The organism is Streptococcus sp. HMSC057G03 (genome assembly GCF_001808745.1).
Lineage (GTDB): Bacteria > Bacillota > Bacilli > Lactobacillales > Streptococcaceae > Streptococcus > Streptococcus parasanguinis_Z.
The window spans coordinates 1-20,165 of record NZ_KV794418.1 but is presented as its reverse complement, the minus strand read 5'-3'; the positions used below and the strand labels follow the sequence as shown (position 1 = coordinate 20,165).

Sequence of the window (20,165 nt, the reverse complement as noted above, 5' to 3'; positions counted from 1 at the left end):
AGTAGAGAGCTACATGGAATCTGACTTTCCTTTTTTTGAGGAACTGTGATAAAATTGGACTAGAGTAAAAGAAGGGAGGGGTTCGATGAAACGATTATTGGTCTTAGAGGATGGGACTGTATTTGAAGGAGAAGCCTTTGGTGCAGACCTATATGTGACTGGTGAGTTGGTCTTTACCACAGCCATGACAGGTTATCAAGAATTGCTCACGGATCAGGCTTTTAGTGGCCAGATTCTCTCCTTTACCTTCCCGGTTATTGGCGCAGCAGGGATCAATCGGGATGATTCTGAATCCATTACACCCACTTGTTTAGCAGTAGTGGTTCAGCATCTGGTGGAGATGCCAAGCAATTGGCGGCAGCAGATGACCTTGGATGAATTCTTGAAGCGAAAAAAAATCCCTGGTATTGTAGGGATTGATACGCGGCAGGTGGCAAAAATTGTCCGCAGGTATGGACGGATGAAGGCAACTGTTATTAACAAGGGGGATTCGATCGAGCATATCTTGGATCAGTTGCGAGCGACAGTCCTTCCAAAAGATCAAGTACGTCAAGTCTCAACAAAAACGGCCTATGCTGTCCCTGGTTTTGGAAAGAGTATTGCCTTGATTGATCTAGGGGTCAAGCACTCTGTTTTACGTCAGCTGAGTCAAAGGGACTGTAATGTGACAGTCTATCCCTATGATATCTCTTATGATGAACTGATGGAGCAGCAACCAGATGGGGTTATTTTATCCAGTGGGCCAGGCGATCCCCATCAGGTGAAAAAACTCTGTCGCTTGATACAAAAGCTCAATGGTCAAATTCCGATCTGGGGCATGGGCTTGGGAGCACAGGTACTAGCTCAAGCTTATGGAGCGGAGCTAGCTCCCATGGAAGTTGGACATTTCGGCTTGAACATACCTGTGCGTGAAATTGCGACAGGAAAAATTGAGATAACCAGTCAAAATCACTTGTATAGTATCGCACGCGATAGCCTACCCCACGATTTATTGGTCACACATGAAAATGTCAATGACCATAGTATTGAAGCTTTTCGTCATCGTTACCAACCAATTTTAGGGGTTCAATTCCAAGTAGATGCTAGTCCAGGTCCAAGAGAAAATCTCTATTTTTACGATGAATTTTTAGAGTTGATTGATGCCAAAATTCACGAAAGTAGAAGGGAGAAGGAATGATGAAACAAAACCAGAAATTGCTTCTCCTGTGTGGAGATTCTTATCAAGATATTAGCCTTTTGGCTGCGGTAAATGAAGCCCAAAAACTCAATGCCAAGGGTGGGAATGCTCTTGTCCTTTACTTGGGCGAAGAAAATGCTATCACCCAAGAAGCTGCAGATATAGTTGTAGTTAGTAAGCTCAAGCTGGATGCTCTTAGGACGACTCTTCTTTCTTATACTGGATCTCGCTTGCTCCTAGCTTTTGCGGATAAACAGATTTTGAATCTCTTGTTTCGTTTGGAAGAAACTGGATTTTTCAAAGATGCATCGATCATGATTGTCGGGCCGAGTCTCCAACGCTACCGGACCTTTTATCAGCAGGCAGATCAACGACGTCTCTTTCAAGAGCTGGGCTATCAGGTACCGGCTTCGGCACTGGTAAGCTCAGTTCGAGAAGCTATCGAGTTTTCTGAAGGCATTCAATTTCCTATTATGATCTGGCCGGTAGCAAGTAAGCAAGGGCAAGGGCGAAAGATTGCTCATAACCTTGATGATTTGTGCGAAGCTGTAGAAATGGGACTTTCGGTTTCTCCAAGTCAGCAGTGTTTGCTGGAGTTTTCGACCTATGGCTTTAAGGAACTGGATTTTGTAGTCATGCGGGATCGTGAAGACAATCACTACCTGGCAGCCTCTATTGAAAGCATTGATCCTGTTGGGATCCACTCCAGTGACTCTTACCAATTCATGCCAGCGGTCACTCTGACTGACCGGGAGTTTCAAAATCTTCGTGAAGCGGCGATTCATATCAGTCGCTATCTGAAGCTGACAGGAGCCATTTCGATCAAGTTTGCTTTAGATCCGACGAGCTATGCTTTTTATATCCTAGAGGTTAATCCATTTGCTTCAGATAGTATCTCGATGGCCTCTATGGGCTTGGGCTATTCCTTGTTTGAGCAAGGCGTGCAGCTGCAATTGGGGCGCTCTCTCGAGCATTTGCCCCATCCATTATTACAGAAGGTAAAGGCAGTCTATGAACCTAGTCTAGACTATATTTTCTTTAAGATCCCGATTTTTTCGGATGCTGCACAGAATGCCCGTCTCAATACCCAAATTCACTCTTATGGGGCAGTTTATGGATTTGGAAAGAGGATCGATGAAGCTTACCAACAGGCCTTAGAAACCATTAAAGATAAGAACTTGCTGACCATCCTTCCTGAGGAAATGAGCGATGATGAGTTAATCCAAAAAATAGCTCGTCATATGCCCCATCGGCTCTTCTATATCTTAGAAGCCTTGAAACGTGGTTTTGAGTTTGAGGAACTCTTGGATTTGAGTAAATTAGCACCTGTTTATTTGCAGGTTCTGGCCAACCTCGTAGCAATGGAAAAAGCAGCAGAAGTTGCAACCGGTCCAGCCTTCCTTCCGGTTGAGCCATCAGCTGGCTTATATGAGGTCAAAGCGGGCGCATCCTATTATCTGACCCAAAACGGAACCAATGAATCATTGGGTTTGGACGCTGCTTGTGTCTTGGTGGATGATCTAGAAATCTGCGATGAGCGTTTTTACCAAAAGGTGAGAAAGCAGGTGAAAGAGCTGAAAGAAAAAGGACAACAGGTGATCTTACTCACGAATCGTCCTTTTACAGAATCATTGGCAGATAAAGTCTATTATCTTTCGATCAATGAGACAAGCCTTCGCCTGATTCAGACCATTGATCAGGTCAAAGATATTGTCAAGCTTTCTAATAGACAATAAAGGATCCGGACAAACTATCCGAATCCTTAGATTGAAAATAAAATTATATTTTAAAACTTTCCTTAGGTGAGTACGGACGTCAGCGAACTTCTTTGAAGTTCCATGACTTAGTTTTGAGCCTGAGGTCTCAAAACTCCCGAGTGCTAGAAACAAGTGTGTTTCTAGCACTTTTCTCACAGCGGAAAGTTTCGGTACATTCTCAATGATATTTAAAGGATTTGGATGTATAATCCGAATCCTTTTTTGTTTCTTATTTTTTGGTCACAATACCGATAATGGTATCAACTGCGCGTTCCATGGTTTGGAGGCTGACGTATTCAAAGCGACCATGCATGTTTTCGCCACCGGCAAAGATGTTTGGTGTTGGAATCCCCATAAAGGAAATTTTAGAGCCATCTGTACCACCACGGATCGGTTCAATGATTGGAGTGATGCCAAGATCTTCCATGACTTCCTTAGCAAGGGTGATTGGTGTCATATCTTGTTCAATCACTTGCTTCATGTTATAGTACTGATCTTTGAGGGTGAGGAGAATGCGTTCACTACCGAGTTCCGCATTCATTTGATCGGCAATTGATTTCATAAGGTCTTTGCGTTTCTCAAAGCTTTCGGTTTCAAAGTCCCGAATTATGTAGCTGGCACTTGCTTCTTCGACAGTTCCATCGATGTTCATCAAGTGGTAGAAGCCTTCATAGCCTTCGGTTAATTCTGGACGTGCTCCTTCAGGGAGTTTGTTATGGAAATCAATGGCCAATTGAAGAGCGTTGATCATTTGATCTTTAGCTGTACCTGGGTGGACATTGCGTCCTTTGAAGGTAATTTCAGCCCCAGCTGCTGAGAAGGTTTCGTATTGAAGCTCTCCAAGAGGACCACCATCTACAGTATAGGCAAAATCTACATCAAAATCCTCTGCATCAAATTGATCTGCGCCGACTCCGATTTCTTCATCTGGACCAAAACCGACACGGATTTCTCCGTGTTTGATTTCAGGATGAGCTGTCAGGTATTCAATAGCTGTCATGATTTCAGCGATACCAGATTTATCGTCTGCACCAAGAAGAGTAGTACCATCCGTCGTGATCAAGGTTTGTCCCTTGTAGTTATTCAAATGAGCAAAATCAGCTGGATCGAGTGTGAAACCAGAGTCACCAAGGGCAATGACACCCCCATCATAATTCTCAACGATTTGAGGATTGACATTTTCGGCATTGAAGTCAGCGGTATCCATGTGAGAAATAAATCCAATCTTGCGTGTAAAGCTTGGATCATTGGCTGGAAGTGTCCCAATAGCATAGCCGTTTGGTAAATAGTAGACGTTTTGAAGGCCCACGCGTTTCATTTCAGGGATCAAGACGTTTGTTGCAAAATCAACTTGTGATTGGGTACTTGGAGTGGTTGTAGAATTTTCGTCTGAACGTGTGTTAACCTTTACATAGGTAATAAAACGGTCCAACAAATTTTGGTATTTCATGATCATTCTCCTTTTTCAGTTTCAATTAATTTGTGAATAGCATGGGCCACGCCATCCTCATCATTGGTCAGGGTGATGAAGTCTGCGATTTCCTTGACAGCAGCATTGCCATTTCCCATAGCGACGCTGTAACCAGCAAAACGTAGCATTTCAAGGTCATTATTGGCATCTCCAAGAGCCATGACCTGGTCTCTCCTGTAGCCTAATGTTTGACTTAATGCTTGAAGAGCAGAAGCCTTGCTCGCTCCTTTTGGAAGGATTTCAAATAAGATATCCTGTGAACGTACAGTGTTAAAATCGGCCTCTAATGCAGCCTCATTCTGAGCTTGGAAGTCATCAATAGCAGAAGGATCTCCCACGTACATGGCTTGAAAAATAGGAACAAGGTTGGGTAGATCCTCTTCTGAGACAAGTGTCGGTTTACTATTAACAATACCCGCATCCATCGTGACAAGTTCACTGGCTTCAGGTGCGACCACTAGGTAGTGATCCATGTCAAATAAGGTTAGCTGGACGTCTGTATCTTCCGTCAAAACTTGCAACCGGTGCATGTCCTCAAGGCTCAATTCTTCCTTGCCAATGATTTCCCAATTCTGAGTCGACAAGGTTGTACACCCGTTATTGATAATCATATAGTAGTTGCCATCAGGGAGTCCAATCTCTTCAAAGATGGGCCGTACCCCTGCTAAGGGGCGCCCCGTACAGATCACAATGTCATAGCCGGCTTCATGGGCTCGGTGAAGAGCTTCAATATTGCCTTTAGATAGAGTCTTATCCTCATGCAAAAGAGTTCCGTCCAAGTCAATCGCAATTAATTTAATCATTTGATTTCCTCCAAATCAAGAGGAACAAAGCCATCAATCACTTTTCCAATCACCCCAGGTTCCTCATCTAGTGGAATGATTTGATCACTATATTTCTTATTGAGGGAAACCAGTCGAATACCGTTGGCCTCACGAAATACTCGTTTGATCAACGTTTGCCCATCAAAATCAATGGCATAAATAGCCCCTGCCTGATCATAATAGGTTTGCTTGATTAACACAACGGCCCCTTTTACGTATTTAGGCTCGAGGGAATCCGTATGAATCCAAAAAGCCAAATCGTAAGGAATCTTTTGATCAAACCAGACGATATCAGCTTGTTTCTGATTTTGGTAAGCTGCAAAAGAATCATAGACAGAATAAGAGTGGTATTGCTTTTCAATTTTCTGTCTTTCTTTCTGATGGGTCAAGAGACTCTTTCCATAAGAAAGAAGATTTTCTTGATTTCCTTCATCGAGCTTTTTATACAATCGTTCGATCTCTGAATCAATGACCACAAAATCATTGCGCAAACGAGGGTCAATTTCAGCAACTGCTACCTGGAAAAAGGCTGCAATCTTCTCTAAATTTTCAGGAACGGGAAGAGAAGTTCCTTTTACATATCCAGTCAGGGTACTTGCAGGGATTCCAGTAATACGAGATAATTCGATCTGTTTTTTTCCTTGTTCTTTCAGTAATTCTCTGATTTTTTCCGATATAATCCGTAATGCCTCTTTGTCTTGAGGGCTTGCTTTTCCACGACCTCTAGCCAACGTACTCACCTCCTTGTATTTACCCTTACTATTATAATGAATTAAATCGAAAAAGTAAATAGAAATCCCTGAGAAATGCGAAAAAAGATGAATTTGATCTAAATCGGATTTTCATTTTAAATTTTATCAGATATTCCTTTACTTTTTGAGGAAAAAGATCTAAGATAAAACCAAAGAGTTCATGGAGGTGGAGATATGATTCGTACTGTTCAAGTCAAAGATGCAGTTCAAATTAGAGATTTATGTCACCAAGCATTGGGGTATAATTCGACCCTTGAGAAAGTGGCAGCTCAGATTGAAAAATTCAATCTGCCAGATTCGGATCATTTTTGCTTTGTTTATGAAGAGGACCAAACAGGAAATATTCTTGGTTATGTGGAAGCGGAAGTTTATGAAAGCCTCTATAGTGACTCTGGTCTAAATGTTTTGGGACTTGCGGTTTTTCCAACTGCACAAGGACGTGGGATCGGTCGCCAATTGATGGAGCGAGTAGAAGATCTTGCCAAAAGCAAGCATTATGCTTTTATCCGTTTAAATTCTGGATCTCATCGAAAAGAAGCCCATATCTTTTACGAACACATAGGCTATGAGGGAAATAAAACGCAGAAGCGATTTTTGAAAATAATGAATTAAGATAGGCAAAGGCCTATCTTTTTTGTTATAATGAGGAGTACGATTAAATTTACTAGGAAGATGATTATGCCAAATTTTGAAGAATTAAAAAAACGACAAGAGAAGATTCGGAACTTCTCGATCATCGCCCATATTGACCACGGAAAGTCAACCTTGGCCGATCGAATTTTAGAAAAAACCGAAACCGTGTCTAGTCGGGAGATGCAAGCCCAACTCCTAGATAGCATGGACCTGGAACGGGAACGTGGGATTACCATCAAGCTGAATGCCATCGAGTTGAACTACACGGCTAAAGATGGGGAAACCTATATCTTCCACTTGATTGACACACCAGGACACGTGGACTTTACCTATGAGGTTTCGCGGTCGCTTGCTGCCTGTGAAGGTGCCATTCTCGTAGTGGATGCCGCTCAAGGGATTGAAGCCCAGACTCTAGCCAACGTTTACCTAGCGCTGGACAATGATTTGGAAATCCTGCCAGTCATTAATAAGATTGACTTGCCAGCTGCAGATCCAGAACGTGTGCGCACAGAAGTAGAAGATGTCATCGGGTTGGATGCTAGTGAAGCTGTCCTAGCCTCTGCCAAAGCTGGTATTGGGATTGAAGAGATTTTGGAGCAGATCGTTGAGAAAGTTCCAGCACCGACGGGTGATGTTGAAGCCCCTCTTCAAGCCTTGATTTTTGACTCTGTATATGATGCCTATCGTGGGGTAATCCTTCAGGTCCGAGTGGTCAATGGAATGGTTAAACCAGGCGATAAGATCCAGCTCATGAGCAATGGCAAGACCTTTGATGTCACAGAAGTTGGGATCTTTACTCCTAAAGCAGTTGGACGTGATTTCCTTGCAACTGGAGACGTTGGCTATATTGCGGCCTCTATCAAGACCGTTGCGGATACCCGTGTCGGGGATACGGTGACCCTAGCGACCAATCCAGCAAGTGAGCCCCTTCATGGATACAAGCAAATGAACCCAATGGTTTTTGCTGGTCTTTATCCAATCGAATCTAACAAATACAATGATCTTCGGGAAGCTTTGGAAAAATTGCAATTGAATGACGCCAGTCTTCAATTTGAACCGGAAACTTCTCAGGCCCTTGGTTTTGGTTTCCGTTGTGGTTTCTTGGGGCTCCTTCATATGGACGTTATCCAGGAGCGTTTGGAGCGTGAGTTCAATATTGACTTGATTATGACGGCACCGTCTGTTATCTACAAGGTTAATTTGACAGATGGAGAAGCACTGGATGTCTCAAACCCTTCTGAGTTCCCAGATCCAACCAAGATCGCTTCGATCGAAGAACCGTATGTTAAAGCCCAAATCATGGTGCCACAAGAGTTTGTCGGGGCGGTTATGGAATTAGCCCAACGGAAACGCGGGGATTTTGTGACCATGGATTACATCGATGAAAATCGGGTAAATGTCATCTATCAAATCCCACTGGCGGAAATTGTCTTTGATTTCTTTGATAAATTGAAATCCTCTACTCGTGGCTATGCGAGCTTTGACTATGAGTTGTCTGAATACCGTCCTTCTAAATTGGTCAAAATGGATATCCTCCTCAATGGCGATACTGTCGACGCCCTCAGCTTTATCGTTCACAAGGACTTTGCTTATGAACGTGGTAAGTTGATCGTTGAGAAGCTTAAGAAGATCATCCCTCGTCAACAGTTTGAAGTGCCTATCCAAGCAGCCATCGGTCATAAGATCGTGGCCCGTACAGATATCAAGGCCCTTCGGAAGAACGTCTTGGCCAAGTGTTATGGAGGGGACGTCTCACGGAAACGCAAGCTTCTTGAAAAACAAAAAGCCGGTAAGAAACGGATGAAAGCCATCGGTTCGGTAGAAGTGCCACAGGAAGCCTTCTTATCCGTATTGTCAATGGATGAAGAATAAGAAATAAAGTGCCCCCTAGAGGGCACTTTTGTTTTCTGTTTGATATTAAAAAGAAATGAACGGGATTAGTGGGCTTGGATCAGATGTGACACTTTTCCTATTTTAAAATACCCTCATTCATGGTAGACTAGAAGTAGAAAACGTTCTCAAGGAGGTTGAGCATGAAACACAAATTATTGACCGCATCACTGACGATTCTTTCTACCAGCACACTAATGGCTTGTAGTCACACCACTCAAAAGGACACAGCAGCTTCTTCTACAAAAGAAAGTAGCAGCAAAGTCGAAAAGCAAACAAGCAGCTCTTCGTCAAAGGATACTGCTTCTACAAAGAAAACCACTCCCAGTCAAGAAACCAAGCGGATTGGAAATGCAGATTATGGATACATCGATATTCCAAGTAAATGGTTCAAGTTCACGGATATCGATGGGACAGAAGCTGTCCAGTATACGGATGGGAGTGGCTATAATATCGTCACCTTGAACAGCTATACTAAAGAAAAGGCAAAAGTTCCTGCAGATATCGAGTTTAATGCTGAATTTCTAGCTAAGAAACTGGCCGTAATGTGGCAAGATAACCAGGATGTTGGGAAGATGACGGGAGCGCGGACTAAAGTCTCAGGTCTGGATGCCTACCAGCTTCAAATTGTCATGAAATCTGGTCAATACCTGATTACTTGGATCTTCCAGAAGGGTGAAAAAGTTTATACCATTTCTTTTGAAGGGGATGCAGAAACCTTGAAAACCTTTATCCCATACATTGAAAATACTTGGAGCCTAGATGGAACAGGCGCTGTAACGGATTAATCAAGTGAGATAGATCTCAGGATCTATCTTTTTTTAGAGTCTTTGTGGTATAATGCTTCTATTGTTTAGAAGAGGAAATAGAGGATGACACAGGAAATTGATATTGAAAAATACCATCAGTTAGCTCTCCAAAAGCAAAAGGAGCACCGCAAGGTATTGGCGAATCTCAAGAAGAAGCCACCTAAGAATTTAGATAAAATAGCTCAGGAAATCCACGATGAAGTTTTCCAAGAAATCGATTGTACCGCTTGTGCTAATTGCTGCAAGACCTTAGGGCCTGATTTTAAGGAAGCCGATATCACACGGATTGCCAAATATTTCAAGATGAAACTTCCTGCCTTTGAGGCTGAATTTCTTCAAGTTGACGAAGATGGGGACAAAGTTTTTAAATCCATGCCTTGCCCCTTTCTTGGTGGGGACAATCTCTGTTCGATTTATGATGTTCGTCCGAAAGCTTGTCGGGAGTTCCCTCACACCGATCGCAAGAAGATCTACCAGATCAACCATCTGACCATCAAAAATACACTCACTTGCCCAGCCGCTTATTTATTTGTAGAAAAATTGAAAGATCGTTTGTAATGGCATATACATTTTTACTTTTTGATTTGGACCATACTTTGTTGGATTTTGAATCTGCTGAAGAAACAGCCTTGACGCAGATGTTAGAAGACATGAATTTTCCAGATGTAGAGGCCTTTAAAGATTACTACAAACCTATGAACCAAGGGCTCTGGAAGGATTTGGAACAAAAGAAGCTCACCAAACAAGAACTCGTGGATAGTCGGTTTGCGATTGGGTTTGCCCACTTTGGGATCACGGTTGATGGAGCCGAGATGGCTCTTCGCTACCAAGATTACATTAGTCTTCAGGGGCAGTCTTTCCCCGGTGCGGAGGACTTACTGGCTCGACTTGAAAAAGCAGGTTACCAGCTCTATGGTGCAACGAACGGAGTGACTGCCATTCAAGAAGGACGCTTAGCTCATTCTACCATCGCACCTTATTTTAGAGAGGTCTTTATCTCTGAACAGCTTCATACTCAGAAACCAGAACCTGCATTTTTTGACAAAGTAGGGCAGCTGATTCCAGGGTTTAGCAAGGAAGAGACCCTCATGATCGGTGATTCTTTGACAGCTGATATAGCAGGAGGGAATGCTGCGGGGATTGCTACCGTTTGGTATAATCCAGATCACAAGGAAAATACCAGCCAAGTAGTGCCAACTTATGAAGTTAGCACCTATCAATAAATAGCCGATTTTCTTCTTAAATAAAAAATTTTAAACACTGTCAAGTTTTTTTCTTGACAGGTTGATGAAATGTGTTATAATAGATCATGTGCTAAATAGCTTGTCTATTTCACCGAAAATTAAAATATAGAAAAGAGACTTATAAAAATGGCAGTTAAAATTCGTTTGACTCGTATGGGTTCTAAGAAAAAACCTTACTACCGTATCAACGTAGCAGATTCACGTTCACCACGTGATGGACGTTTCATCGAAACAGTTGGAACTTACAATCCACTTGTTGAAGAAAACCAAGTAACTTTGAAAGAAGACCGCGTTCTTGCATGGTTGGCTGATGGAGCTCAACCTTCAGATACAGTTCGCAACATCCTTTCAAAAGCTGGTGTGATGAAGAAATTCCACGATTCTAAATTCTCAAAATAATTTTTTAAGTAGGTTGATGTATGGATACGATTGAAAATCTCATTATTGCAATTGTGAAACCCTTGATTTCACAACCGGATGCCTTAACCATCAAGATCGAAGATACTCCTGAATTTTTGGAGTACCATCTTGACCTTGATCCTAGCGATGTTGGTCGTGTAATCGGTCGAAAAGGTCGCACCATTTCTGCGATAAGAACGATTGTCTACTCTGTCCCAACTGAAGATAAAAAAGTAAGAATCGTTATTGACGAAAAATAAAAAGGCGGGACTTGGTCCCGTTTTTTGTTGCAAGGAGAAAGAATGAAAGAAGTGACTATTCGGCAGTTACAAGCCTATTTACAAGAACATTACCAGAATACCCGGACGGAAGAAGGTTTGTTTATCAAGCTGGTTGAAGAGGTTGGCGAAGTAGCCGAGGTGTTAAATGGACGTTCTGGACGGAAAGAGGGTGTCCAAGATTCAAATGAGGAATTGGCTAAAGAACTAGCTGATATCATTCACTACACGGTCGCTATCGCGGCCATTAATGAAATCGACCTTACTAAAACTATCTTTGAAAAAGATAAAACAGCAGCCGTAAAATACCAGCACGAGGGGGATTTGGAGCAGTTTCTAGCAGATAAGTCCATTTGAGAAAATCTCTTGAACGTGATAAAATAGAGTGAATAAACTACACTGGAGAAATCATGAATTACTTTAATGTCGGGAAAATTGTCAATACCCAAGGCTTACAAGGAGAAATGCGGATCTTGTCTGTGACAGACTTTGCAGATGAACGCTTTAAAAAAGGAGCTGAGTTGGCTCTTTTTGATGAGAAGGATCGTTTTGTCCAAACAGTGACCATTGCCAGTCATCGCAAGCACAAGAACTTCGACATCATCAAGTTTAAGGATATGTACCATATCAATGCCATCGAAAAATTCAAAGGCTTTAGCCTCAAGGTTGCGGAAGAAGACTTGACAGATTTGGAGGATGGCGAGTTTTATTACCATGAGATCATCGGCCTTGATGTTTACGAGAATGACCAACTAATCGGTCAGATCAAGGAAATCCTGCAACCAGGTGCCAATGATGTCTGGGTCGTAAAACGCAAAGGAAAACGTGACCTTCTCCTCCCTTATATCCCACCAGTGGTCCTCAATATTGATATCCCAGGAAATCGGGTGGATGTAGACATCTTAGAAGGGTTAGACGATGAAGATTGATATTTTAACTCTCTTTCCAGAGATGTTTTCACCTTTGGAGCATTCGATTGTCGGAAAGGCGCGTGAAAAGGGACTCCTTGAGATCAACTACCATAATTTCCGTGAAAATGCTGAGAAGGCGCGGCATGTGGACGATGAACCCTATGGTGGGGGGCAAGGTATGCTCTTACGTGCTCAGCCAATCTTCGATACCTTTGATGCCATCGAAAAAAAGAATCCGCGAGTGATCTTGCTAGATCCAGCTGGTCGGACTTTTGACCAATCTTATGCTGAAGAATTAGCTCAAGAAGATGAATTGATCTTTATCTGCGGTCACTATGAGGGCTACGATGAGCGGATCAAGACCTTGGTAACGGATGAGATTTCACTGGGGGATTATGTGCTGACAGGTGGGGAACTTGCTGCCATGACCATGATTGATGCGACAGTCCGCTTGATTCCAGAGGTGATCGGCAAAGAGTCCAGTCACCAGGATGATAGTTTCTCATCTGGACTTCTAGAATACCCTCAATACACACGGCCTTATGAATACAGAGGAATGACAGTTCCCGATGTTCTCATGAGTGGTCATCATGAAAATATCCGTCAGTGGCGCCTCTATCAGAGTTTGAAAAAGACCTTAGAACGTCGGCCAGACTTGCTAGAAAACTATGAGTTGACAGCAGAAGAAGTGAAGATGTTGGAACAAATTAAACAAGAAGACTAACAGCGTCAGCTGTTTTTCTTTTGCTCCAAAATTTTATGAAAAAAACTTTTTAAACCTACTAGTTATTGGTAACAAAATGTGGTATGCTAAGGGGTAGAGAAACTTCAAGAAAATGATTCAGTTTTGGGGGTGAGTTTAATGGGAAAGAAATTAGGAAAATCGGTTTTCACGACTGGGATTGCTGCAACAACGGTCCTATCTGGTATGTTTAATCACAAGGCTAGTGCCGAAGAGGTGAAGCAAAATGAAAATGCAGAAACCAACAGCACGGAAGTAGTCGAAAAACCAATTACGGTTGATGAGTTGAAGCAAATTACAGCTCAAAAAGGCCAAGTGGTGAAAGATGTCCACTACCAAGAGCAAAAAGTGATCGATGCTCAAACGGAAGTCAAGGCTGCTGGACAAGAACTGGAAGAAAAGAAAGCAGAAGTGACGGATGCGGAAAACCTCATCGCAACGACATCGGATGCCCAAGTTCAGAATGCAGAAAATGACGTCAAGGTGGCTCAAGCCTATGTGACTATCGAAGAAAATAAGGTTCGAGAAGCAGAAGCTGCCCATGACCAAGTTGTAGAGGCTGTTCGTCAACAGGAAAATCAAGTCACAGCTCAAGAATCTTTGGTCGATGTAGCACAAAATGAATTGAACCAAGCCAAAGCACCGATTTCAAATGATGAGAATGTGCTAAACCAAGCCTTGTTGGAGCAAAGTCAAGTCGAGCAAAGTATCCGAGAATCTCAGAATTACCTTGCAACCTTGCAAGCGAGTCAGCAAACCGGTTCAGATACAGTGGCTCAAATTGAGAGCGATATTCAACTGGCTCAAACGCGTCTGACAGATTTGAAAGCGGTCATCGCAACCAAAGAAGCAGAATTGGCAGCTTTAGAACAAGCCGCGGCCAATAGCCCAGTTCAGTTGAGTCAAGCGACTTATGAAGGTTATTTGCAACACTTAGCAGACAATGGCAATGAAGCTGCAGCGAGCGCTTTAGCCCTCTACAAACGTGGTCGGGAAGAAGATGGCTTGACAGTTGGAGAGTCTGGCTCTTTGCAAGCTAACCTTCGAGCTCTTGAAATTGCCGATGCCATCAATAGCTATCGTCGGAATGCCGGCTTGCCAGAATTGGAACTGGATCCTTATTCCCTTCCTGCCAGCCAAGTACAGTTAGAATACTTTAAGAAAGCCAACTGGCATATGTTTAAGTATTTGCCAAATGAGAACATTGCATATGGCTTCTCACCTGCTGGTGCGGTTGACTTTTGGTACAATGAAAAAGCGGCTTATCAAGAAGTAGCGGCTCAATATGGTCTACCAACAGACGAAACTCAAATCGATGCCAATGATATCTATATGAAGATTGGTGCTGAGGCCTTTGCTAAGGTTGGTCACTACCTCCAAATGGTAGACAACAAAGCGACAGCTTTATCAGTCGCTTATGACCCAAGTAATGCCATGTCAGAAGCAGCCTTCTTACACAGCCCAGTCCATTCAGCAGTGTCAACCAGTGCACTCGCTTATCAATTGCGTCAGGGAGCTGGGGCCACGACGACAAGATCAGATGTGAAAGCAAAATCTGATGAAGTCGCTAATCTCAAGTTAGACAAGGCCAATCAAGAGTGTCAAATCATTATCTTGCAAGGCAAATTAGAAGATGCCCGCCATGCTAATTCAAATGTGGCAGTAGAGATGTCCAATGTCCAAAAGACCATCCAAAATTACAAGATTCTTCTCGTTAGCAAGGATCATGCAGTTGAAAAAGCAAAAGCGACTCTTGATGTATCTCGAGGTCGGATTGAAACAGCAATCCAACCAAAAGAAGTAGCCCTTCAAAAAGCGAAAGATTTGTTGGCAGCTGCGCGTGAGAAATTAGATCGTTTAAAAGCGGAAGAAGCAGAAAAAGCCCAAGTCGTTCAAGAAGCGCATGAGGGCTTGAAGGCGGCGCAAGAGCGCCTGGTTGCTGCTGAAAAACGTCTTTCTGACTTTAAAAATGCTCCAGAATTATTGGTAAAAGCCCAATCTGTTCTATCAGCTGCGGTGGCTAATTTAGAGAATAAAAAAGAAAAATTGGAAGCAGAATTCACAACCCTTCAATCTTATCAAAGTGTCGTGGAACTGTTGAATTCCCAATATGAAGATCTAGCGTCACGAATGGATCCAGCTATTTTAGAAGCAGCAGATATGCCAATGGATATCCGCTCAAGCAATCCAACAACTTTCTCGGATAGACCAACTGTTCTTCCAACAACTACCAATAGTCCACAAGTGCAAGCACCAACAGCTACTCCAGCTCCAAAACAAGAAGCCAAAGTAGAAGAGATCAAACCCAAAAAAGAAAACAGCCAAGCTGTGGCAAGTACAGATTCTTCCAAATATGCAGTAGCAACAACAGGTGTTGCCGTCGGGCTACTTGCTGGATTGTTTGGTTTCAAGAAAAAGAAACAATCATCAAAAAATGATTAAGACATACCGAAGATAGAGTGGATGCTTAGACACTTTATTGCTTAAACTCTTCAAAGAAGATATATGAGGGTGGGAAAAGAACTCGCTTAACAAAATGAGTTCTTTCCTGCTATTTTTTTGTACAATTTTAGAATTTTTGAAAGAAAATGATAGAAAATGATAAAAAGTGTTGACATTTTTTGGAGATGGAGTATAATAGTCCTTGTAATCGATTGCAAAAGGAGGAGAAATGCTTAAGTCTGAACGAAAACAATTCATCCTCGAGAAGGTACTGAAGGAAAAATTTGTTTCCTTAGAAACCCTTGTACAAGAGCTAGGGACGTCTGAATCAACGATTCGACGTGACTTGGATGAATTAGAAGCTGAAAGTAAACTTCGCCGGGTTCACGGCGGTGCGGAAAGCCTGCATTTTCTTCAAGAGGAAGAAAGCAATAAAGAAAAATCTATCAAAAACATTCAAGTTAAGTCAAAAATCGCGATAAAAGCGGCGGAATTGATCAAAGATCATGATGTGATCTTTATCGATGCTGGGACGACCAATGAACTTTTGGTACAAGAAATTGTCAATCCAACGGTAACCGTGGTGACCAACTCGATTCACCATGCGACCAAGTTGGTCGAGCGAAATGTTCCGACGGTCATCATCGGTGGGAAGGTAAAATCTTCTACAGATGCTAGTATCGGAGGGATTGCGCTCAATCAGATCGGTCAGTTGAACTTTGACAAGGCCTTTCTTGGAATGAATGGAATCGATGATGAATTTTACAGCACTCCAGACCTGGAAGAAGGATCTGTTAAGCGTGCGATTATCGAAAATGCGAAAAAGACCTATATCCTAGCGGATGATTCGAAAATTGGGGTGACATCCTTTGTCAAAGTGGCACCTATCAAGCGAGCCATGATTATCACCAATCAATGTGAACCGCAACGATTAAAGGTTTTAAAAGAAAAAACGGAGGTTATAGAGGTTTGATTTATACAGTTACACTGAATCCAGCAATTGACTATATTGTCCGTCTCGATCATGTAGAGACCGGAGCAGTCAATCGGATGGCTTCGGAAGATAAATTCGCCGGTGGTAAAGGGATCAATGTCAGTCGTGTCTTGAAACGTCTCGATATCGAGAACACAGCGACTGGATTTATCGGTGGTTTCACAGGACGCTTCATCGAAGACGTACTGACTAGCGAAGCCATTTCCACCAACTTTGTGACAGTGGACCAAGATACCCGGATCAATGTCAAGATCAAGGCTGATGAGGAAACAGAGATCAATGGGAATGGCCCAGAAGTGACGGAAGCGCAGTTGCAAGAATTGCTCAACATCTTATCGAGCTTAACAACAGATGATGTGGTAGTCTTTGCAGGATCTGCCCCATCTTCACTTGGGAATGGCGTTTACAAACAATTGATCGCAGCAACTCGTGCGACAGGTGCGCAAGTGGTTTGCGACTTTGAAGGGCAAACCTTGATTGATTCCTTGGAGTTCAATCCCCAATTGGTCAAACCAAACAACCATGAATTGGGAGATATCTTTGGCGTTACCTTGACGGAATTGCCAGAAATTGAACGTTATGCTAAAGAGATTTTGGCCAAGGGTGCACAAAACGTCATTATTTCCATGGCGGGTGATGGTGCTCTCCTTGTCAGTCCAAACGGTACTTACTTCGCAAAACCAATCAAAGGTCAAGTGAAGAACTCTGTTGGGGCTGGAGATTCCATGGTAGCTGGCTTCACTGGGAAGCTCGCAACAACAGGAGATGTCATCGAAGCTTTCAAATGGGGCGTGGCTTGTGGAACAGCGACCACCTTCTCAGATGATTTGGCGACAGCTGACTATATAAAAGATACTTATGAAAAAGTAGAGGTAGAAAAACTATGAAAATTCAAGACGTTTTAAATAAAAACGTAATGTTGTTTGATCTTCAAGCAACAGATAAAGAGGGCGTGATCAATGAGATGGTCCAATCGCTCCTTGACAATGGAGTGGTGACAGATTTTGACACCTTCAAGTCTGGAATCATGAACCGTGAAGCACAAACTTCAACTGGTTTGGGTGACGGAATTGCCATGCCCCACAGCAAAAATGAAGCAGTCAAAGAAGCAACGGTATTGTTTGCGAAATCTAACAAGGGTGTGGACTATGCTTCGCTTGATGGACAACCAACAGACTTGTTCTTCATGATCGCAGCTCCAGAAGGAGCAAACGACACTCACTTGGCAGCCCTAGCTGAATTGTCTAAGTACTTGATGAAACCAGGATTTGCGGACAAACTTCGTCAAGCAAGCACTCCTGATCAAGTGATCGCAGCCTTTGATGCAGAAGAGCAAGAAGCTGCAGCTGAAGAAGCTAAAAAAGCAGAAGCGGTCAAAGAAGCAGCTTCATCTGACAAACCTCTCATCGTTGCCGTTACAGCTTGTACAACAGGTATCGCTCACACTTACATGGCAGAAGAAGCCCTCATCAAAAAAGGTGAAGAAATGGGTGTTACGGTCCGCGTTGAAACAAACGGTGCATCAGGTGTCGGCAACCGCTTGACAGCTGAAGAAATCGCAAAAGCTGAAGGGGTCATCATTGCTGCAGATAAAGCAGTTGAAACCGCTCGTTTCGATGGTAAAAAATTGATCTCTAAACCAGTCGCAGCTGGTATTCGTCAAACAGAAGAATTGATCCAAACCATCTTGGACGGTAAAGCAGATGTCTTCCACGCTGAAAATGCAGCACAAGCTAGCGCTAGCCAAGAGAAATTGAGCTTGGGTGGAGCTTTCTACAAACACCTGATGAGTGGGGTTTCTCAAATGCTTCCATTCGTTATCGGTGGTGGTATCTTGATCGCCCTTGCCTTCTTGATTGACCAAGTTCTTGGTGTGCCTCAAGATCAATTGTCTAGTCTTGGTTCTTATCATGTATTAGCAGCACAATTTAAAACAATTGGTGGAGTAGCCTTTGGCTTCATGCTTCCTGTACTTGCAGGTTACATTGGATTCTCAATCGCTGAAAAACCTGGTTTTGTAGCAGGGTTTATCGCTGGATCTATTGCTAGCTCAGGGTCAGCATTTGGAAATATCGCCTACGGTGCTGCTAAAGGTGAATTACCAGCAGCCGTATCATCAGGTTTCCTTGGAGCTTTGGTAGGTGGTTTCCTTGCAGGTGGAGTTGTTCTCTTACTTCGCAAAGCCCTTGCAGGTCTTCCACGTTCACTTGATGGTATCCGCTCTATCCTTCTCTTGCCATTGCTTGGTGTTGGTTTGACAGGATTCTTGATGTTCCTCATCAATATTCCAATGGCTGCTATCAATACTGGTCTTAACAACTTCCTTTCAAGCTTGTCAGGTAGCTCAGCTGTCCTTCTTGGACTTCTCGTCGGCGGTATGATGGCTGTCGATATGGGTGGACCAGTTAACAAAGCCGCTTATGTCTTCGCTACAGGTACACTTGCTGAATCTGTTGCTTCAGGTGGTTCTATTGTTATGGCAGCTGTTATGGCAGCTGGTATGGTTCCTCCATTGGCAGTATTCGTAGCAACTGTATTGTTTAAAGATAAATTCACACAAGAAGAACGAGATTCTGGTTTGACAAACATTGTTATGGGTCTTTCCTTCATCACAGAAGGTGCCATTCCTTTCGGTGCAGCTGACCCAGCTCGTGCCATCCCTAGCTTCATTGCAGGTTCAGCATTGACAGGTGCCCTTGTTGGTCTTGCAGGCTTGAAACTCATGGCTCCTCACGGAGGAATCTTCGTTATCGCTCTTACATCAAATCCACTTCTTTACATCTTGTTTGTATTGATCGGTGCAGTCGTAAGTGGTATCTTGTTCGGATTGCTTCGCAAACCTAAAAACTAAACATGACTAAAAGGTTGGGAATGCCCAACCTTTTTTATTGCGCAAAAACACCAACTAGTGATGAAGTTGCTTATCTCTATAGATTTCGATATGATAGTAGAAAGCATTTTTCTTGGAGGATCAATGAGAAAAAAGAAGAAAATTCTTATATTGGGATTTACAGCAATTACTTTATCAGGAATGGCCATTATCGGTTCTCAACATCCAAACTTGTTTTCAATTAATAGTCATCAAGCAAAGCAAGCCAGTTCCAAGGAACAACAGTTAGAAGATTTAAAGAAGCATGCGAAAGAAATTGAAGATTTTGTAAAATCGTTAAGTCCTAAAGTTGAATCTGTCCAGATTGCTTGGGATGAAACGCAATGGGATGAGATAGGAAATGGTACGCCACAAGGAGGTGGCGAAATTCTTATGGTCTATGGAGGATTTAATCATATCCAAAATTCAAGTTGGAGTGTTTTGGTCTATTTAAAAGACGGTAAAAATGGCGAGAAAGATTTAATCGAAGGTTTTGGTAGCGGTAGTCCACTTCGTGTAGAAGGAAAACTTTTTGACGAGTAGCCTTTTATAATTTTTTAGCAATTTATTAGATTTATAATAGAAATGGAAAAAAGATAGATGAAAAGGAAATTAGTTATTGTTGCTTCGTTAGTTCTAGTAATCGCAGTCGCTGTTTTTGGACTTTTTACCTATCAACACCACCGACAACAAGTGAAAGCTAAGCAAGAGCGTGCAAAATATGAGAATTATGATTACTATACTGGAAAATGGGAAATCGATTCTTATAAATTTTTAGAAGATGATCGAGGTGTTGTGGTTCATTGGAAATCCCTAACTCCTGAAGAAGATAAGTTATTTGCAAAGTACAATCCATATTTAAGTGAAAAGTATTTAGGTGTACATGGGGCATCTAATGAACGCTATATTATTCGTCAGAATATAAAAAGATTAAAGAATATTGTACTGACCCCAAAAAGTTAGACAAATAATT

21 protein-coding genes are annotated in these 20,165 nt (G+C 42.5%); 18 read left to right on the top strand and 3 right to left on the bottom strand.

The genetic code is table 11. The features are described 5' to 3' along the window. Positions 1-85: 85 nt before the first annotated feature. Together HMPREF2686_RS02080 and HMPREF2686_RS02075 are read left to right on the top strand one after the other, a co-directional pair. On the top strand, positions 86-1,177 hold the full coding sequence (locus HMPREF2686_RS02080) for a carbamoyl phosphate synthase small subunit (protein ID WP_049507381.1): 1,092 nt from the start codon (positions 86-88) through the stop codon (positions 1,175-1,177). Then, positions 1,174-2,913: an ATP-binding protein gene (locus tag HMPREF2686_RS02075; RefSeq protein ID WP_049507379.1), complete on the top strand. Its 1,740-nt coding sequence runs from the start codon at positions 1,174-1,176 to the stop codon at positions 2,911-2,913. Before HMPREF2686_RS02080 ends, HMPREF2686_RS02075 begins: the two co-directional genes overlap by 4 nt. Before the next feature lie 250 nt (positions 2,914-3,163). On the opposite strand, the gene pepT is transcribed toward HMPREF2686_RS02075, so the two are convergent. The 3 genes from pepT to HMPREF2686_RS02060 are packed head-to-tail and all read right to left on the bottom strand — an operon-like array spanning position 3,164 to position 5,960. Beyond that, positions 3,164-4,384: a peptidase T gene (gene pepT, locus HMPREF2686_RS02070; protein WP_049507377.1), complete on the bottom strand. Its 1,221-nt coding sequence runs from the start codon at positions 4,382-4,384 to the stop codon at positions 3,164-3,166. Between the two features lie 2 nt (positions 4,385-4,386). Beyond that, complete coding sequence (locus HMPREF2686_RS02065) at positions 4,387-5,208, bottom strand: Cof-type HAD-IIB family hydrolase (protein WP_024056087.1); 822 nt, start codon at positions 5,206-5,208, stop codon at positions 4,387-4,389. After that, positions 5,205-5,960 carry a LexA family transcriptional regulator gene (locus HMPREF2686_RS02060; RefSeq protein WP_024056088.1) on the bottom strand — a complete coding sequence of 252 codons (756 nt, stop codon included), beginning with the start codon at positions 5,958-5,960 and terminating at the stop codon, positions 5,205-5,207. The genes HMPREF2686_RS02065 and HMPREF2686_RS02060 overlap by 4 nt, the downstream gene beginning before the upstream one ends. 195 nt (positions 5,961-6,155) lie before the next feature. On the opposite strand from HMPREF2686_RS02060, the gene HMPREF2686_RS02055 reads away from it, so the two are divergent. The 16 genes from HMPREF2686_RS02055 (at position 6,156) to HMPREF2686_RS01980 (ending at position 20,155) form a co-directional block, all read left to right on the top strand. Further along, positions 6,156-6,593, top strand: coding sequence for a GNAT family N-acetyltransferase (locus tag HMPREF2686_RS02055; RefSeq protein WP_024056089.1), 438 nt, complete (start codon positions 6,156-6,158; stop codon positions 6,591-6,593). Between the two features lie 66 nt (positions 6,594-6,659). Then, a complete protein-coding gene (gene lepA, locus HMPREF2686_RS02050; protein ID WP_009731117.1) occupies positions 6,660-8,486 on the top strand; it encodes a translation elongation factor 4 in 1,827 nt (608 codons plus the stop codon). A 161-nt stretch (positions 8,487-8,647) separates the two neighbouring features. Then, the gene (locus HMPREF2686_RS02045) at positions 8,648-9,292 is read left to right on the top strand and encodes a hypothetical protein (protein ID WP_070449029.1); all 645 of its coding nucleotides are present in this window, start codon (positions 8,648-8,650) and stop codon (positions 9,290-9,292) included. Between the two features lie 84 nt (positions 9,293-9,376). Continuing rightward, complete coding sequence (locus HMPREF2686_RS02040) at positions 9,377-9,871, top strand: YkgJ family cysteine cluster protein (protein ID WP_003001664.1); 495 nt, start codon at positions 9,377-9,379, stop codon at positions 9,869-9,871. Continuing rightward, positions 9,871-10,536, top strand: coding sequence for a pyrimidine 5'-nucleotidase PynA (locus HMPREF2686_RS02035; RefSeq protein ID WP_070449027.1), 666 nt, complete (start codon positions 9,871-9,873; stop codon positions 10,534-10,536). Before HMPREF2686_RS02040 ends, HMPREF2686_RS02035 begins: the two co-directional genes overlap by 1 nt. 147 nt (positions 10,537-10,683) lie before the next feature. Continuing rightward, on the top strand, positions 10,684-10,956 hold the full coding sequence (gene rpsP, locus HMPREF2686_RS02030) for a 30S ribosomal protein S16 (protein WP_003007475.1): 273 nt from the start codon (positions 10,684-10,686) through the stop codon (positions 10,954-10,956). 20 nt (positions 10,957-10,976) lie between these two features. Continuing rightward, a complete protein-coding gene (gene kphA, locus HMPREF2686_RS02025; RefSeq protein ID WP_003001620.1) occupies positions 10,977-11,216 on the top strand; it encodes an RNA-binding protein KphA in 240 nt (79 codons plus the stop codon). A 42-nt stretch (positions 11,217-11,258) separates the two neighbouring features. Beyond that, the gene (locus HMPREF2686_RS02020) at positions 11,259-11,591 is read left to right on the top strand and encodes a MazG nucleotide pyrophosphohydrolase domain-containing protein (RefSeq protein ID WP_070449025.1); all 333 of its coding nucleotides are present in this window, start codon (positions 11,259-11,261) and stop codon (positions 11,589-11,591) included. Between the two features lie 53 nt (positions 11,592-11,644). Beyond that, on the top strand, positions 11,645-12,163 hold the full coding sequence (gene rimM, locus HMPREF2686_RS02015; protein ID WP_003007471.1) for a ribosome maturation factor RimM: 519 nt from the start codon (positions 11,645-11,647) through the stop codon (positions 12,161-12,163). Next, a complete protein-coding gene (gene trmD, locus HMPREF2686_RS02010) occupies positions 12,153-12,869 on the top strand; it encodes a tRNA (guanosine(37)-N1)-methyltransferase TrmD (protein WP_070449023.1) in 717 nt (238 codons plus the stop codon). The genes rimM and trmD overlap by 11 nt, the downstream gene beginning before the upstream one ends. Before the next feature lie 138 nt (positions 12,870-13,007). Next, complete coding sequence (locus tag HMPREF2686_RS02005) at positions 13,008-15,329, top strand: CAP domain-containing protein (RefSeq protein WP_070449022.1); 2,322 nt, start codon at positions 13,008-13,010, stop codon at positions 15,327-15,329. A 229-nt stretch (positions 15,330-15,558) separates the two neighbouring features. Continuing rightward, complete coding sequence (locus HMPREF2686_RS02000; RefSeq protein ID WP_049507360.1) at positions 15,559-16,302, top strand: DeoR/GlpR family DNA-binding transcription regulator; 744 nt, start codon at positions 15,559-15,561, stop codon at positions 16,300-16,302. Further along, entirely contained in the window at positions 16,299-17,210 is a 912-nt protein-coding gene (pfkB, locus tag HMPREF2686_RS01995; RefSeq protein WP_049507359.1) for a 1-phosphofructokinase, read from the top strand. Before HMPREF2686_RS02000 ends, pfkB begins: the two co-directional genes overlap by 4 nt. Continuing rightward, the gene (locus tag HMPREF2686_RS01990; protein ID WP_049507357.1) at positions 17,207-19,174 is read left to right on the top strand and encodes a PTS fructose transporter subunit IIABC; all 1,968 of its coding nucleotides are present in this window, start codon (positions 17,207-17,209) and stop codon (positions 19,172-19,174) included. Before pfkB ends, HMPREF2686_RS01990 begins: the two co-directional genes overlap by 4 nt. Before the next feature lie 123 nt (positions 19,175-19,297). Then, positions 19,298-19,735: a hypothetical protein gene (locus HMPREF2686_RS01985; protein ID WP_049507355.1), complete on the top strand. Its 438-nt coding sequence runs from the start codon at positions 19,298-19,300 to the stop codon at positions 19,733-19,735. 57 nt (positions 19,736-19,792) lie between these two features. Then, positions 19,793-20,155 carry a hypothetical protein gene (locus HMPREF2686_RS01980; protein ID WP_049507352.1) on the top strand — a complete coding sequence of 121 codons (363 nt, stop codon included), beginning with the start codon at positions 19,793-19,795 and terminating at the stop codon, positions 20,153-20,155. Positions 20,156-20,165 lie beyond the last annotated feature (10 nt).

What these genes read in the sequence shown, in the direction of transcription:
- HMPREF2686_RS01985 (WP_049507355.1), top strand. Translation starts at nt 19,298, where the DNA reads ATGAGAAAAAAGAAGAAAATTCTTATATTGGGATTTACAGCAATTACT.
- HMPREF2686_RS02045 (WP_070449029.1), top strand. Translation starts at nt 8,648, where the DNA reads ATGAAACACAAATTATTGACCGCATCACTGACGATTCTTTCTACCAGC.
- HMPREF2686_RS02080 (WP_049507381.1), top strand. Translation starts at nt 86, where the DNA reads ATGAAACGATTATTGGTCTTAGAGGATGGGACTGTATTTGAAGGAGAA.
- HMPREF2686_RS01980 (WP_049507352.1), top strand. Translation starts at nt 19,793, where the DNA reads ATGAAAAGGAAATTAGTTATTGTTGCTTCGTTAGTTCTAGTAATCGCA.
- HMPREF2686_RS02020 (WP_070449025.1), top strand. Translation starts at nt 11,259, where the DNA reads ATGAAAGAAGTGACTATTCGGCAGTTACAAGCCTATTTACAAGAACAT.
- kphA (WP_003001620.1), top strand. Translation starts at nt 10,977, where the DNA reads ATGGATACGATTGAAAATCTCATTATTGCAATTGTGAAACCCTTGATT.
- pepT (WP_049507377.1), bottom strand. Translation starts at nt 4,384, where the DNA reads ATGAAATACCAAAATTTGTTGGACCGTTTTATTACCTATGTAAAGGTT.
- lepA (WP_009731117.1), top strand. Translation starts at nt 6,660, where the DNA reads ATGCCAAATTTTGAAGAATTAAAAAAACGACAAGAGAAGATTCGGAAC.
- trmD (WP_070449023.1), top strand. Translation starts at nt 12,153, where the DNA reads ATGAAGATTGATATTTTAACTCTCTTTCCAGAGATGTTTTCACCTTTG.
- HMPREF2686_RS02035 (WP_070449027.1), top strand. Translation starts at nt 9,871, where the DNA reads ATGGCATATACATTTTTACTTTTTGATTTGGACCATACTTTGTTGGAT.
- HMPREF2686_RS02040 (WP_003001664.1), top strand. Translation starts at nt 9,377, where the DNA reads ATGACACAGGAAATTGATATTGAAAAATACCATCAGTTAGCTCTCCAA.
- rpsP (WP_003007475.1), top strand. Translation starts at nt 10,684, where the DNA reads ATGGCAGTTAAAATTCGTTTGACTCGTATGGGTTCTAAGAAAAAACCT.
- HMPREF2686_RS02075 (WP_049507379.1), top strand. Translation starts at nt 1,174, where the DNA reads ATGATGAAACAAAACCAGAAATTGCTTCTCCTGTGTGGAGATTCTTAT.
- rimM (WP_003007471.1), top strand. Translation starts at nt 11,645, where the DNA reads ATGAATTACTTTAATGTCGGGAAAATTGTCAATACCCAAGGCTTACAA.
- HMPREF2686_RS01990 (WP_049507357.1), top strand. Translation starts at nt 17,207, where the DNA reads ATGAAAATTCAAGACGTTTTAAATAAAAACGTAATGTTGTTTGATCTT.
- HMPREF2686_RS02005 (WP_070449022.1), top strand. Translation starts at nt 13,008, where the DNA reads ATGGGAAAGAAATTAGGAAAATCGGTTTTCACGACTGGGATTGCTGCA.
- HMPREF2686_RS02000 (WP_049507360.1), top strand. Translation starts at nt 15,559, where the DNA reads ATGCTTAAGTCTGAACGAAAACAATTCATCCTCGAGAAGGTACTGAAG.
- HMPREF2686_RS02055 (WP_024056089.1), top strand. Translation starts at nt 6,156, where the DNA reads ATGATTCGTACTGTTCAAGTCAAAGATGCAGTTCAAATTAGAGATTTA.
- HMPREF2686_RS02065 (WP_024056087.1), bottom strand. Translation starts at nt 5,208, where the DNA reads ATGATTAAATTAATTGCGATTGACTTGGACGGAACTCTTTTGCATGAG.